The 15,127-nt window shown below is 45.7% G+C and carries 14 protein-coding genes; 10 read left to right on the forward strand and 4 right to left on the reverse strand.

What is annotated here, in order from left to right:
- Nucleotides 1-111: 111 nt before the first annotated feature.
- The 10 genes from GPK60_RS00445 to GPK60_RS00490 all read left to right on the forward strand — a co-directional run bounded on the left by GPK60_RS00445 (nucleotide 112) and on the right by GPK60_RS00490 (nucleotide 9,874).
- On the forward strand, nucleotides 112-1,347 hold the full coding sequence (locus GPK60_RS00445) for a CapA family protein (protein ID WP_215658636.1): 1,236 nt from the start codon (nucleotides 112-114) through the stop codon (nucleotides 1,345-1,347).
- 159 nt (nucleotides 1,348-1,506) lie between these two features.
- Nucleotides 1,507-2,517 carry a stage V sporulation protein AD gene (gene spoVAD / locus GPK60_RS00450; RefSeq protein WP_215658637.1) on the forward strand — a complete coding sequence of 337 codons (1,011 nt, stop codon included), beginning with the start codon at nucleotides 1,507-1,509 and terminating at the stop codon, nucleotides 2,515-2,517.
- 24 nt (nucleotides 2,518-2,541) lie between these two features.
- Nucleotides 2,542-2,898 carry a stage V sporulation protein AE gene (gene spoVAE, locus GPK60_RS00455; RefSeq protein WP_022119648.1) on the forward strand — a complete coding sequence of 119 codons (357 nt, stop codon included), beginning with the start codon at nucleotides 2,542-2,544 and terminating at the stop codon, nucleotides 2,896-2,898.
- 21 nt (nucleotides 2,899-2,919) lie between these two features.
- Nucleotides 2,920-3,852 (forward strand): RluA family pseudouridine synthase, encoded by a 933-nt coding sequence (locus GPK60_RS00460; protein ID WP_215658638.1) that lies wholly within the window; start codon nucleotides 2,920-2,922, stop codon nucleotides 3,850-3,852.
- Nucleotides 3,853-3,993: 141 nt separating this feature from the next.
- On the forward strand, nucleotides 3,994-5,508 hold the full coding sequence (glpK, locus tag GPK60_RS00465) for a glycerol kinase GlpK (protein ID WP_173897128.1): 1,515 nt from the start codon (nucleotides 3,994-3,996) through the stop codon (nucleotides 5,506-5,508).
- Nucleotides 5,509-5,933: 425 nt separating this feature from the next.
- Nucleotides 5,934-6,992, forward strand: coding sequence for an ABC transporter substrate-binding protein (locus tag GPK60_RS00470; RefSeq protein WP_022119632.1), 1,059 nt, complete (start codon nucleotides 5,934-5,936; stop codon nucleotides 6,990-6,992).
- A gap of 12 nt (nucleotides 6,993-7,004) precedes the next feature.
- Nucleotides 7,005-7,895, forward strand: coding sequence for an ABC transporter integral membrane protein (locus GPK60_RS00475; protein WP_022119631.1), 891 nt, complete (start codon nucleotides 7,005-7,007; stop codon nucleotides 7,893-7,895).
- Nucleotides 7,888-8,661 carry an ATP-binding cassette domain-containing protein gene (locus GPK60_RS00480; RefSeq protein WP_022119630.1) on the forward strand — a complete coding sequence of 258 codons (774 nt, stop codon included), beginning with the start codon at nucleotides 7,888-7,890 and terminating at the stop codon, nucleotides 8,659-8,661. Before GPK60_RS00475 ends, GPK60_RS00480 begins: the two co-directional genes overlap by 8 nt.
- A gap of 117 nt (nucleotides 8,662-8,778) precedes the next feature.
- On the forward strand, nucleotides 8,779-9,270 hold the full coding sequence (nrdG, locus tag GPK60_RS00485) for an anaerobic ribonucleoside-triphosphate reductase activating protein (RefSeq protein WP_022119629.1): 492 nt from the start codon (nucleotides 8,779-8,781) through the stop codon (nucleotides 9,268-9,270).
- Nucleotides 9,271-9,361: 91 nt separating this feature from the next.
- Nucleotides 9,362-9,874: a hypothetical protein gene (locus GPK60_RS00490; protein ID WP_022119628.1), complete on the forward strand. Its 513-nt coding sequence runs from the start codon at nucleotides 9,362-9,364 to the stop codon at nucleotides 9,872-9,874.
- Nucleotides 9,875-10,453: 579 nt separating this feature from the next.
- On the opposite strand, the gene GPK60_RS00495 is transcribed toward GPK60_RS00490, so the two are convergent.
- From GPK60_RS00495 to GPK60_RS00510, 4 genes are read right to left on the reverse strand one after another with little or no spacing between them, the layout of a single operon-like run.
- A complete protein-coding gene (locus GPK60_RS00495; protein WP_215658639.1) occupies nucleotides 10,454-11,578 on the reverse strand; it encodes a DUF4340 domain-containing protein in 1,125 nt (374 codons plus the stop codon).
- Nucleotides 11,578-13,140 (reverse strand): Gldg family protein, encoded by a 1,563-nt coding sequence (locus GPK60_RS00500; RefSeq protein ID WP_215658640.1) that lies wholly within the window; start codon nucleotides 13,138-13,140, stop codon nucleotides 11,578-11,580. The genes GPK60_RS00495 and GPK60_RS00500 overlap by 1 nt, the downstream gene beginning before the upstream one ends.
- 11 nt (nucleotides 13,141-13,151) lie before the next feature.
- The gene (locus GPK60_RS00505; protein ID WP_346727697.1) at nucleotides 13,152-13,970 is read right to left on the reverse strand and encodes an ABC transporter permease; all 819 of its coding nucleotides are present in this window, start codon (nucleotides 13,968-13,970) and stop codon (nucleotides 13,152-13,154) included.
- Nucleotides 13,971-13,998: 28 nt separating this feature from the next.
- A complete protein-coding gene (locus GPK60_RS00510; protein ID WP_215658642.1) occupies nucleotides 13,999-15,060 on the reverse strand; it encodes an ATP-binding cassette domain-containing protein in 1,062 nt (353 codons plus the stop codon).
- Between the last annotated feature and the right edge of the window lie 67 nt (nucleotides 15,061-15,127).

Here is a 15,127-nt window from a genome sequence, read left to right on the forward strand (position 1 = left end):
TGTCATGGACGCACCCTGAAAAAAGACGGTATCCCGCCAGATTTCAGATGCTCTGGTAACTCAGTTACCGAGTAGTTCACAAAAATACAAAAGAAACAAAGGGAGAGGGAAATGAAGAGATTTTGGAACAAACTTACAGGAGAAGAACGCCTGTGTCGGGCAGAACAGAAGCTGACGATCCTCATCCTGGACTGTCAGGATGAGGAAAGAAGAGTAAAACTGATCCGCAGAAAAAAAGAAGTACATTTAAAGCGGCTGAAGATCCGGAGACGAAATTATATTTTTGCACTGATTCTGGCCTGTATGATGCTCATACTTGCAGTGTATGGGGGAGTTCGTGTGATCGGGAAAATGATCAAAAACGTACCATCTGGTCAAAAACAGACCGAGCAGCCTGCAGAAAGTGAAACACAGACCGAGACGGAAGATACAACAAGGATCAATCTGACGCTTAACTTTACCGGAGACTGTATTCTGGGAACAGATGAGCAGTTTGCCTGGGATACCGGTTTCAATGCTTACTATGAGGCAAACGGTCCGGAATATTTCTTGAAGAATGTGCGGGATATTTTTGAAAAAGATGACCTGACGATCATAAATATGGAAGGTACGCTTACGGAAGAAACCACACGTGCAGACAAACAGTTTGCCTTCAAAGGCGATCCGGAATTTGTGAAGATCCTTACTTCCTCATCGGTGGAAGCAGCAAATATGGCAAATAACCACAGCCATGACTATGGAGAGCAGAGCTTTCAGGATACGGTAAATACCCTGGAAGAAAATGGAATCAAAACCTTTGGCTACGATGATACGTCGGTGATCGAGGTCAAAGGCGTCAAAATCGGATTTTTCGGTATCTATGAGCTGGATGATCATCTGGAACGCATACCACAGGTAAAAAGTGATATTGCAAAACTCAAAGAAGACGGAGTGGAAATTATTGTGGCAGTTTTTCACTGGAGCAATGAGCTTGTTACTGTCCCGGATGAAAATCAGGTAACGCTTGCACATCTGGCAATCGATGAGGGGGCTGATGTGGTCGTCGGACATCATCCGCATATTATCCAGGGGATTGGCGGTTATAAAGGAAAGACGATCGCTTACAGTCTTGGTAACTTCTGCTTTGGCGGAAATACCAATCCGACAGAGATGGATACGATCATCTTTCAGCAGAAATTTACCGTAAACGGAAAACATGAGATCGTAGATGCGTCTTACGAAGTCATTCCTTGCAGTGTTTCTTCGGCAGAGGGTTACAACAATTATCAGCCGACACCGCTTACCGGGGAGGCAGCAGATCAAGTTTTGCAGAAATTAGAAGAGCGAAGCCAGAGCATTTCAGAATAAGCACTTTGCGAAAAATAGATGTCAGGTTTCAAGATGTGTCAGATCAAAGGAAAAACCAGAAAACCATGGTATACTTTTTCATATAAAAGCCATACTAAAACCAGATTCCAATCAAAAACAAAGGGCATGAAATAACGTCAAAAAGGCAGGAATAAGATTATGAATAGTATGACCGGAGAGCAGAGTATCTGTTTTGAGAAGCCGCCTTATCTTTTTGTGAGTGCCTCTGTGGCAGGCAAAAAAGAAGGAGAAGGGCCGCTTGGAGAAAAAATCGACCTGATCTGTGAGGATCCCATGCTTGGGGAAGAAAACTGGGAAAAGGCGGAGAGCATGCTTCAGATAAAAGCAATCCAGTTGGCACTGGAAAAAGCAGGGAAGATGCCGCAACAGATTCGCTATATTTTTGCAGGAGATTTGTTAGGGCAGCTCATTGCCACATCTTTTGGTGTAGAAGAGCTGGAAATTCCGCTGTTTGGACTGTATGGAGCCTGTTCTACCTGTGGAGAGACCCTGTCACTGGCGGCAATGACGGTAAGTGCAGGGTATGCCGATCAGGTACTTGCCGTGACTTCCAGCCACTTTGGAAGTGCGGAAAAGCAGTTTCGATTTCCGCTCGGATACGGGAATCAAAGACCTCTTTCTGCGACCTGGACCGTCACCGGAAGCGGAGCTTTTCTGCTCTCAGCACAGAAAAGCCATGCAAAAATCACCGGAATCACGACCGGGAAAGTAGTGGACTACGGTGTGAGGGATTCTCTGAATATGGGAGCCTGCATGGCACCGGCAGCGGCAGATACGATCTGTCAGAATCTGATGGATTTTAACCGGCAGCCACAGGATTATGACCGCATCATTACAGGAGATCTGGGCTATGTCGGCCAGACGATCCTGCTGGAGCTGCTAAAAGAGAAAGGGTTTGATATCAAAAAGCAGCATATGGACTGCGGAATCGAAATTTATGACCGTAAGTTACAGGATACACATTCTGGCGGAAGCGGCTGTGGATGTTCCGCAGTGACGCTTTCCGCCATGATCCTTCCGAAAATAGAAAAAGGAGACTGGAAGCGGATTCTTTTTGTTCCGACCGGAGCACTGCTCTCTACGGTCAGCTTTAACGAAGGGCAGACCGTGCCCGGGATCGCTCATGCGGTCGTGATCGAACATTGTTAGCGGACAGAAAGGAGCGTATCAAACATGAGTTATGTGACAGCATTCTGGGTGGGCGGACTGATCTGTGCCCTGTGTCAGATCCTTCTTGAAAAAACAAAACTGATGCCGGGACGTGTGATGGTGATCCTAGTCTGCAGCGGAGCACTGCTTGGAGCCTTTAACATCTATCAGCCGTTTGTGGAATTTGCCGGTGCCGGTGCTTCGGTGCCGCTTCTCGGTTTCGGAAACGTACTCTGGAAAGGTGTTAAAGAAGCAGTCGATGAAAATGGATTTTTAGGGATTTTTATGGGAGGATTTAAGGCAAGTGCCGTCGGGATCAGTGCAGCTCTGATCTTTTCCTATCTTGCCAGCCTGATCTTCCAGCCAAAGATGAAAGAGTAGCAGAAAGCGGACAGACGAAAGATGAATAAAAAAACCTACCTTATTGAAAAAGCAGAAAAAGGATTGACGATACAGCAATATTTAAAACAGATTGCCGGATTTTCAAATGCACAGATCAGAAGCATGAAATTTACAGAAAATGGCATCTGTTTGGGCGGGCAGCGGGCAAGAGTGGCGACCAGACTGTCAGAAGGCGATGTGCTGGAAGTTTTGCTGGAAACAAAAAACAGCAGCTCCGCACATCTGCTGTCCTTTGAACAAATGCCGGACATTCTCTATGAAGATGCGGATGTGATCGCAGTGAATAAACCAGCCGGTATGGCAGTACATCCGTCGCATGGTCATTATCAGGATACGCTGGCCAATCAGCTTGCCTATTATTTTCGGAAGAACACTCAGCAGGTGGAAATTCACAGCATAGGCAGGCTGGATCTGGAGACAAGCGGCATCGTGCTGTTTGCAAAACACCGTGCGGCAGCGGCAAGACTCTCCAGACAAAGAGAAGACGGCAGGTTGCAGAAAACATATCTGGCGATCTGCAGCGGCATATTTGCAGAAAAGAACGGAACATTAAACGGTGCGATCGCACCTTTGCCCGGAAGCCTGATGAAAATGTGTGTTTCAAAAGACGGCAAACCGGCAGTCACACATTATCAGGTGCAGAAACAGTATATGGAAGCGGCACTGGTGCAGCTTACCCTGGAAACCGGACGAACACACCAGATTCGCGTACATATGGCAGATGCAGGGCATCCGCTGATTGGAGATCGGCTGTATTTTGCGGACACAGATCAAAAAGCAGATGTGGATGCAGAGAATTGCTTTACCGGCATCAAACGGGCGGCACTTCATGCATTCAGGATCTGTTTTTATCAGCCATTTGAGGGAAAGCGGATCACCGTTGAAGCACCGTTTCCGGAAGATATGAAAAAATGTCTGTTCCGGGATGAATGAATCCCTGTTTTTTACTGGATTTTTGGTAGATCCAAATGTATAATAAAAGGCAAATAAAAAATCGGTCTTAGCGAGAGACGGATTTCCGGACTTAATATAGAAGTGGGAGTCTTCTCCGACTAAGATAAAATGGGGGTAAAAATGCAGAACTATATTATGGCACTGGATCAGGGAACCACGAGTTCCCGGTGCATTTTATTTGACAGGCAGGGAAACATCTGCAGTATGGCACAGATGGAATTTACGCAGATTTTCCCAAAACCTGGATGGGTCGAACATGATCCGATGGAAATTTGGTCTTCGCAGATCGCGGTAGCAGCCAAGGCGATGGGCAAGATCGGTGTAACGGAAAAGAACATTGCGGCGATCGGCATTACCAATCAAAGAGAGACAACGATAGTCTGGGAGAAGGCAACCGGAAAGCCGGTATACAATGCGATCGTCTGGCAGTGCCGCAGGACTGCAGAAAAAGTGGAGGAACTGGTAAAAGACGGATTTGGTGAAAAAATCCACAAAAAAACAGGACTGATCCCAGATGCTTACTTTTCGGCGACCAAACTTGCCTGGATCCTTGATCATATCGAACAAGGCAGAGAACGTGCAAAAAATGGCGAACTGCTGTTTGGAACTGTAGATACGTGGCTGATCTGGAAACTGACAGGCGGGCAGGCACATGTCACCGATTACACCAATGCATCCAGAACGATGCTCTTTGATATACATAAACGAAAATGGGACGAAGAAATCCTGCAAAAACTGGATATTCCATGCGAAATGCTGCCGGAAGTAAAACCATCGAGTGGTGTCTACGGTTATACAAAAGACTGTCTGATCGGTGACGGTATTGCGATAGCCGGAGCAGCCGGGGATCAGCAGGCTGCATTGTTCGGGCAGTGCTGTTTTCGCTCCGGTGACGTAAAAAACACCTATGGCACCGGTTGTTTCCTGCTGATGAATACCGGAGACTGGCCGGTCATCTCAAAAAATGGACTGCTGACTACGATTGCAGCAGGAGTTGACGATCAGATACAGTACGCACTGGAAGGCAGCGTTTTTGTGGCAGGAGCAGCCATTCAGTGGCTTCGCGATGATCTGCGTATGATCGATCATGCGGCAGAATCCGAAGAATACTGCAAAAAAGTGAAGGACTCGAACGGTATCTATGTCGTCCCGGCATTTACCGGACTTGCTGCACCGTACTGGGATCCATATGCCAGAGGAACGATCGTCGGCATCACACGCGGCACGAAAAAAGAACATCTGATCCGGGCAACGGTAGAGTCACTCGCCTATCAGGTCACGGATGTGATCGAAGCGATGGAAAAAGAAGCAGGTCTGTCACTTGCATCCCTGAAAGTGGACGGCGGAGCCTGTGCCAATGATTTCCTGATGCAGTTTCAGGCCGATCTTCTGAATGCAAAAGTAGAACGCCCGAAATGCATCGAGACGACAGCCCTTGGAGCTGCCTATCTTGCCGGCATCGGAGTCGGCTACTGGAAAAACAGCGAAGAAATCCGAAAAAACTGGGCGCTGGAGCATACCTTTTTGCCAAAGCAGGAAGAAAACTGGCGAAAAGAAGTCCGAAAAGGATGGAAAAAAGCCGTTTCCTGTGCCGGAGGCTGGGCTAGAGATCAGCACCCGTCAAATGATCTCTGATCTGATCGTGATTCTTCTGTGCAGTTCTTTGCACAGAAAGATCACAGTGGATTAAAAACAGAAATTTTCATTGACAAGAACGCAAAAAAGTATTACTATTGGTTGTATAGGAAAAACCGATGAGAAAGAAGAGTAGATTTTCCATAAAGACACAGAGAGCTGCAGACGGTGGGATTGCAGTACGGCGTGGATGATTGAATGGACTTTTGAGGGCAGCCCAAAATCCAGACAGGAGAGTAGGCGTTGTCGGGAACCGAACCCGTTATCAATCTGGAATGTATAACTATGTACATGCAAAGTGGACAGAAGTCAATTTGAGTGGTACCGCGTTGATGAATATCAGCGTCTCAGGCAGAAAAGCTTGAGACGTTTTTTTATTTATCAGAAAATTGTAACTGTTTCACGGCAGAAGAAGGAGGACTTTTATGAAGAAAAAAGTATTAGCAGGTATTATGACAACAGCGATGATTATGGCAATGATGACAGGATGCGGCAGTTCAGACACTGCAAAAGATACACAGGCATCAACCGGAAGTGAAACATCCGCAGACAGCAGTGCGGCAGAAAGTGATTATACCATCGGTATTTCTCAGTTTGCAGAGCACGGTTCTCTTGATAACTGCCGCGAAGGATTCCTGGAAGGTTTAAAAAGTGCTGGGATCGAAGAAGGTGTCAATCTGACAGTAGAATACCAGAATTCACAGGCAGATACCGGAACCGCAAGTACAATCGCTGATAACTTTGTATCCAAAAATGTGGATCTGATCTGTGCAATCGCAACTCCGAGTGCCATGAGTGCCTATAACAGCTGTCTGGACAGTGAGATCCCGGTAGTATATACCGCAGTTTCTGACCCGGTCGGTGCAGGACTTGCAGATGAAGAGGGCAATTCCGTAGGAAATATCACTGGAACCTCTGATAAACTTCCGGTTGAGGAACAGCTGAAAATGATCCGTGATCTGATGCCAGATGCAAAGAAGATCGGTATTCTTTACACAACAAGCGAAGCAAACTCCGTAAGCACGATCAAAGAATACAAAGAGCTGGCAGAGAATTATGATTTTGAGATTGTTGACAGCGGTATCAATACCGTAGCAGATGTTGAGATGGCTGCAAAGGATCTGGCATCCAAGGTAGACTGCATCAGCAACCTGACAGACAACACCGTTGTATCTGCACTGCAGACCGTGATCGCAGCCGCAGATGAGAAGAATATCCCGGTATTTGGTTCTGAAATCGAACAGGTTAAGAGCGGATGTCTGGCATCTATGGGTATTGATTATATCGCCCTTGGCAAACAGACCGGCGAGATGGCAGCCAAGATTTTAAAAGGTGAGTCAAAGGCAGAAGAAATGCCGTATGAAGTATGCAGCGGTGCAAGCCTTTATGTAAATACCGCAGTTGCTGACAAACTGAACTTTGAGCTGGATCAGGCTACCGTAGATGGTGCGGCAGAAGTTTTCGATGAGATCACAGTGGAATAATCGGAGGTTGATATGGCATTGCTGATAAGCGTCCTGGAACAGGGACTGATATATGCGATCATGGCATTTGGAATTTATATTACATACAAAATCCTGGATTTTCCGGATCTGACGGTAGATGGCAGTTTCCCGATGGGAGCAGCGATCGCAGCAGCACTGATCAGCAGAGATGTAAACCCGCTGCTGACACTGCCAATCTGTTTTCTGCTCGGGGCTGTAGTCGGAACATTGACAGGCCTTATCCATGTAAAATTAAAAGTGCGTGATCTGCTGTCCGGTATCATTATGATGACGGCCCTTTATACGGTAAATCTCCGAATCGCAGGCAGGGCAAACCTGCCGATCTACAATAAAAGTACCATTTTCCAGAATGATCTGGTAGATAAAATCATTCCAAAAAGCCTTTCTTCTTTTAAGGTAGTGATCATTGTTCTGATCATCACCCTGATCAGCAAATACATTCTGGACTGGTATCTGAGAACGAAATCCGGTATGCTGCTGCGTGCAGTCGGGGATAATGATCATATCATTACATCCCTTGGTGTAAACAAAGGAAAGGTAAAGGTGGTGGGTCTTGCGATCTCAAACGGCCTGGTGGCATTAAGTGGCTGTGTGTTTGCACAGCAACAGCGATATTTCGATGTATCCATGGGAACTGGAACGATGGTCATCGGTCTTGCCAGTGTGATCATCGGAACCAGCCTTTTCCGTAAAGTAACGATTCTGCGTGTGACATCAAGCGTGGTAATCGGTTCGGTGATCTATAAAGCATGTGTGGCAATCGCCATTCGTTTTGGTTTTGAGTCCACGGACCTGAAATTTATCACAGCGGCATTGTTCCTGCTGATCCTGGTGCTTGGAATGGAACGAAACAGGAAGGTCAAGGTGAAAGTCGATGCTTGAACTCAGAGAAATTTATAAATACTATAATCCTGGCACAGTCAATGAAATGTGCCTGTTCAACAATTTTAATTTTAAAGTCGATGACGGTGAGTTTGTTGCGGTTGTCGGCAGCAACGGTTCCGGAAAAACTTCCATGCTGAATATTATCTGCGGGAGCATTCCGATTGATGAAGGAGCTGTCCTGATCAACGGCACCAATATCACAAATATGCCGGAATATAAACGCATGGGAAGAATCGGACGCGTTTTTCAGAATCCTTCCATGGGAACCTGCCCGTCCATGACGATCCTTGAAAATATGGCAATGGCAGAGAATAAAGGAAAAGCCTATAACCTTGGAAAGGGTGTCAACAAAAAAAGAGAAGAAGCTTACCGCGAGTTGCTCCGTCCGCTGAATCTCGGACTGGAAGATAAGCTTCATGTAAAAGTCGGAGCCCTGTCCGGAGGACAGAGACAGGCAATGTCACTTCTGATGTCCACGATGACACCGTTGGATTTCCTGATCCTGGATGAACACACGGCTGCACTGGATCCAAAGACTGCCGAGATCAATATGCGTCTGACGGATCAGATTGTGCGTGAAAAGAAGCTCACATCCATCATGGTTACCCACAATCTTCGCTATGCGATCGAATACGGCACGCGTATCGTCATGATGCATCAGGGAAAAGTAATCCTTGACAAAAAGGGCGAAGAGAAGAAAAATATGAATGTAGATGATGTGCTTGATCTATTCAATGAGATCAGTATCGAGTGCGGCAACTAAGTGACAGGTAGAAACAGCACTTACAAGTTTTTTGAATCCCGCCCCGACAGGAGAGCAGCAAACCGACGTGTTACTACTCTGGATAAATTTATGTATGATAAGAAACAAGGAGACGATATGAGATACCATAATATAACAAAGGACGATATGTTAAACGGAGACGGATTGCGTGTTGTACTCTGGGTTTCTGGCTGCAATCACTGCTGTGAGGAATGTCAGAATCCGATCACCTGGGATCCAAATGGCGGCATTCCGTTTAACCAGGAAGCAAAAAACGAGCTGTTTGAGGAACTGGGCAAAAGCTATGTCTCCGGTATTACCTTAAGCGGCGGAGATCCGCTGCATCCGGCAAACCGTCTGGATATCCGTGCACTGGTGCATGAGATCAGAGAAAAATTTCCAACGAAAACAATCTGGCTGTACACCGGATATCTGTGGGAACAGATCAGCCATTTTGAAGTGATGCAGTATGTGGATGTCTGTGTAGACGGCGAATATGAGAAAGACAAACGCAATGTGCAGCTTCACTGGAAAGGCAGCAGCAATCAGCGGGTAATCGATGTGCCAAAATCACTGGAAACAGGAAAAGTCTGTCTGTACTGCGAATAGTATGGACAGTATCCATGTTCAAAAAAAGAACCTGAGACAATAAGGGATACCTGTACAACCGTGTCCTATGACACAGAAAACGGAGAAAAGCATGAAAAGAATAGCAAAATTTCATAAAGTAAGTTTTGAACAGTTTAAAGAAGGATGGATGGGAGAGTTCCCTCAGACTACAGAAGCAAAACTTCAGAAAATTTACGAAGATATCAAACTGCCAAAACGTGCAACCGCAGGATCTGCAGGCTACGATTTTTATACACCGGAAACCTTTAGCCTGAAATCCGGCGAAACTATCAAAATCCCGACCGGGATCCGCGTTGAGATGGAAGAAGGATGGGTGCTGAAGTTATACCCTCGCAGCGGCCTGGGATTCAAATACCGCCTGCAGCTGGACAACAGTGTCGGAATCATAGACAGCGATTATTTCTATTCCGATAACGAAGGTCATATGTTTGCAAAGATTACAAACGATGCCAAACAAGAGAAGACACTGACCGTAGAAAAAGGTCAGGGATTTATGCAGGGGATTTTTGTAGAGTATGGGATTACCGTGGATGACGATGCAACGGCAGTCAGAAACGGAGGATTCGGGTCTACCACCAAATAAAAATTGACCGAGCTCTTTAGAGCGAGGGATGCTTCTTGTCCGAAGGGCAAGAAGATGGGCGTTAGAAAAACTTAGATATAAAATAAGACGCCATGATGATTCGAAAACAATCTCCTGACACGCATCGTTTCCTGTTCGGTTCGCTCGTGTGTTAGCCGCCCTTCGCCTAAACTCGCCTCTTCGAGGCTCAGACAGCGGCTCTCTGGGGCGGCAACATCGCAAACCTCACGACGGAAGCCTCGCTACCGTCAGAGCGATTTGTTTTCGAATTCATCATGGTTGTATTATTTTACGCACTATGTTTTACAATGCGGTTTCGTTTGCACATTGCTAAAAGCTCCTGGCCTGCCAGGGGTCGCTTAAGCAAAAAGCTTTCTCAAGCCAAAATTATTTTGCTGAATTCACTTTCGCTTCCATAGCGTAAACTGCCGGGCAGACGGTATGGAGGCTATTTCTTTCTTCTGTGCAAAACAAAAAAAGATTATAGAAGTGTAAATTGTGCCCTGTCTTTTTGCGTCCGGCACTCTATAACACTTTCATTTCATCTTTTTGTACTGAAAAAGAAAAAACAGTAAATTTCTACTCGGCGGAGGTTTCACTTTCTGTACTTTCTTCTTCACTCTCCGGATAATCATCGTAATTTAATCCCTGGAATGCGGACAGTTTATCCGCTGACATCAGATAAATATTATTGCTTCCATCGAGCTGAACATAGTAAGATCCGTCTTCTGCCTGTTCTCCCACATAGAGAGTTCCGCTGAGAATTTCGGCAGGTTCGGTTTCGTTTGCTGTTTCGCTTTCTGTTTCGGAAGAAGGGTCTGTTTCTAACTCGGCTTCCGTTGTAGCATCATCCGAATCTGTCGCTTCGGTATATTGGAAGTTTATCGTCATGGACGGATTCTTCAGTCCGTATTTTTCTTTGTTTTCTTCTTTATGATCCACAAAACTGTCAAAAGAAAGATTTCCGAGGTGGTCCACAAGGGTTGTCACGGTGTTTACGGTCGCTTTTTCAGGAGTACTTTCTGTTTTGCCTCCGTCCTGAGACTGGGAAATCTGCCAGGTTTTTACCGAACCGGTGGTACTGCTCTCAAAAAGCAGTGTCGTACCTTCTTCGGTTATCGAAAGCTCCTGGATATTATCGGAAGAAATCGTCGGAAAACTTTCGATTTCAGCCAGATCCGTTAACGTTTTATGAAAGGAATCTGCAAGGGAAGAGCTTACGGTATAAATTTCTCCGCTGTCTTCACGTTTCAGATAATAATCACCGGTCATGCTGTTGGCTTCGCCAAGAACAAAGCTGCAGTTTGTACTGTCGGAAGAAGTGAGCGTGACCGTAGGAGCGTTTTCCGAAAATCCATAATTTTCCCCATCCTGTGCAGTGCCAAGATCACGCACAGCCTGGAGGGAAGAGAAGGTATTTACCAGTTCGGAAGCAGCATCGTTGGATAACGGAAACGTCTCGTCCTGAACACAGATCCAGCTGTTGTCTGTTTTTGTCAGCGTAAAAGAAGTATCACCGTCTGCCAGCTGAAAAGAAGAGACTTTATCAGAGGCGATCGTTGCTACTGCTACACCAGTTTCCGATTCCGCAGCAGCTGATTCCGACTCCTGTATCCGGTTATGGTTGGCAAGCAATGCATAACTGCCACCAAGTACGATCAGAACAGCAACGGCCGCAGCCAGTCCAAATGATTTTTTCTTCATTATTTTTTCCTCCTTTTCAGCCAGATCACACCGCCGGTTACTAGGAACAGAACCGGAAGAACGGCAATGGTAATAATGCTCCAGAGGTTGACATTTGCAGATGTCAGGGTCAGATAAGACAGCTGCATACTCTTGGAAGGAATGGAGATACTGGAACTCTGTCCGCACATCCAGCTTAAAGCGTTTGTGAGAAGTTTTGTATTGCCGCCGGAAACAGCAGAGTCTGTATTGCTGGTCAGAAACTGACTGCTTGCAAGAACGACCAGCCTGGTTTCTTTTGCATCTTCGGCAGCTTCTGTTTCGCTTTCAGCCTCAACCTGAGAAGCACTGCTTTCCCCTTCTACAATAGTTTCTGTTTCGGCCTCTTCTTCGGAATCAGATCCGTTTCCGATGTCTTCGGTAATGGCTGCTGCCAGAGTAAACGGACCGCTTTCATCGTTCTCTTCTTTGGAAAGGCTCTCCATATTTTCCGGATCTGCTTTTAAATATGCAGAACTGGTAGAAGTCAGCATATCGGTTACTGTGATGTCATCGGATTTGCTGTCCAGTGTTTTGATACTCTGACCGATCGGCATCAGCACATAGCTGTTTGAGCCGGAAAGGCTTCCGGTAGCATCGCAGGACTGGATCTCCGGCACCAGATAAAGAGGATTTCCGGAAACATAATGATTGTTGTCACCTTCCAGAACAACGCCTTTTTCAATAGAAACGCCATACTGTTCCAGAATAGAATGATAATTCGGCATTTCCGTTGTGGTATATCCGGATACCAGAAAAGCATGACCGCCATTTTGCAGATAGGTCAGAATGGCACTGGTCTCATCGTCGGAGAAATCTTTCTGCGGAGCATTGATCATCAGGCAGGATGCGTCTTCCGGAACCGTTCCGGCTGTGAGAAGATTCAGTTCCTGAACTTCGATATTTTCTTTTTCGATAGCAGACTGCATGGAGGAATCAAGATCATTTTCTTCATGTCCTGTTAATGTATATAGGATCGGAAGATCCTCTGTTGTGACATAGGCGATCGCACTGGTGACCTGACCTTCACCGTCAAATGCAGTTGTTTCCATAGAGTAAGTCTGGTAATTGACACTGCTTTCATACAGATCACTGTAAGGGATCACCTTGCTTCGTTTGTCACTGACAACGATCACACTGTTGGAAGCAAGATCTTCGTCGGTATAGGAAGAAGCAAAGCTTGGATTCAGAACCGGGTCCTTTTTCTCATATTTAATGTGAGAAGAGAGATCTGCATAACGTGTCAGAAGTTCGTTTAATGTAGCATCCTCACTTCCGTCTTCTGCAAGAAGATAAAGGGTAACATCTTCTGTCAGAGAAGAAGCAACGTTCTTTGTCACGTCACCGATACTGTAAAGTTTATTTTCACTGACATCTATTTTCGTTGCAGAGGAAGGAAGCTCACCGATCAGAAGATTCAGAAAGACGGCGATCGCAAGGACGACAACCGTAAAAGCAAGGCTGTAAGATCCCTTCTTTAAAAGTTTTTTGTTTTTTGGCTGCAGCATATTAGCCGGCTTTTTTGATTTTAAATTGATGTTCATGGCGAAACCTCCTAATTCCAACGTCTTTTCTGAATGCTCTGAACCGTCAGAAACAGCATAATTCCAATAAAGGAAAGATAGTAGACAACACCGGTAAGATCAAGAATACTATTCGTAAAATTGCTGAAGTGACTGGACATATTGAAAAGATTCAGTATTTTCTGGATGATGCCTTCGAACATGCTTTGTTTCACAAAATAAAGAACGGCAAGGACACCTTCACCGATGACACCGATCACAAGCGGAAGCAGGATGTTCTGTGTGGTATGATAAATCAGCAAACCTATAAGCAGAACAATGACAACAAGTGCAAAAAGGGAAGCACCGGCAGTTTCCGGGAAAAATCCGCTGATTCCATCCATCAGATAACATACCAGCAGAAAAGCGAAGGTTCCGACTGCGGCAAGAATCTGGCTTTCCGTAAGAGACGAGAAGAACAGTCCCACAGCCAGGCAGGTACATCCAAGCAGAAAAAAACCAAGCAGTGCCACGTAAGTAGATGCAAAAGCAATGCTTCCGTACTGTGCCATGATCAGCGGATAGAAACACAGGATCACGACCGGAAGAAGAAAAGTGACGATCAGTGCCAGGTATTTTCCAAACACAATCTGCCATACCGTCACCGGTGCAGTGAGAAGCAGCTGGTCCGTCTTCTGTTTGCGTTCCTCTGCAAGCGTTCGCATGGCAAGGATCGGTGACACGATCAGAAACAGAAAGGTGATGGAAGAGAGCGTATAACTGAACAGTGGATAGCCATAATTCAGGTTATAGGCAGTAAAATAAATACCCGCCATCAGAAGCAGGAATGCACCGAACACCCATCCTATCATAGAATGAAAAAAACTTCGGATTTCTCTTTTACATATGCACAGCATTTTCGTTGTCTCCTTTCTCTGTATCCGATTCTGTCGTGTCGGTATCGGTATCGTCCGCATTTTCTGTAGGGGAAGATGGTGTACCGGTAATCACTTTTTTTGCTGCCTGATCATCGGCAGTCAGTTCGAGGAAGATATCTTCCAGTGACAGTCTCACAAGCTGCATGGCAAGGATCGGAAGATTCTTTTCTGCCAGCTGATAGAAAAGCAGTTCCCGGATATCGGAAGAAGGATCGGTTTTGATCTCTGCTTTTACACAATGTTCTTCTTCGCAGTCGCCCATAAAGTGAAATTCTTTCACGGCTGTGATGCCTCGCAGAATTTCTTTCAGCTGTTCTTTGGAAGATTTCACCGTTACAATCAGACTATTTTGTCCCTGCATCAGTGAAGTAAGATTTTCCAGAGTGTCGCTGGCTACCAGTTTTCCGTGTGAAAGGATCAGGACGTAGTCGCAGACAGCACTGATTTCCGAAAGAATGTGGGAACTTAAGATAACCGTATGTTCTTTTCCGAGTTCTTTGATCAGATCACGGATCTCCAGGATCTGTTTTGGATCCAGACCAACCGTAGGCTCATCCAGGATCAGGATTTCCGGTGATCCGAGCAATGCCTGTGCAAGTCCTACTCTCTGACGGTAACCTTTGGAAAGATTTTTGATCAGACGGTTCTGTACGGCATCCAGTTTTGTGGTTGCAGATACTCTGCTTATCTGATTTTTCCGTTCCGCTTTTGGGATTTTTTTCAGCTCGGCGGCAAATGCAAGATATTCTTTTACCGTCATATCAAAATAAAGCGGCGGCAGTTCCGGCAGATAACCGATGTTCTTTTTTGCGGCTTCTGCGTCTTCCAGAATGTCATGTCCGTTAATCGTAACACTTCCGTCGGTGGAAGCGAGATAACCGGTTATGATATTCATTGTGGTGGATTTGCCGGCACCGTTTGGACCTAAGAATCCATAAATACGGCCTTTTTCAATCGTGAAATTCAAATCGTCTACAGCGAGCGTGTCACCGTAGCGTTTGGTTAAGTGTCTGACTTCAATCAAAACAATATCCTCCTTAAATAAATAACATATGATCTTATAAATCAGGGCAAAAACGCCCTGATTTTCA

Origin of the sequence: Ruminococcus sp. MCC718, from assembly GCF_018783905.1 — a bacterium.
Lineage (GTDB): Bacteria > Bacillota > Clostridia > Lachnospirales > Lachnospiraceae > Hominisplanchenecus > Hominisplanchenecus faecis.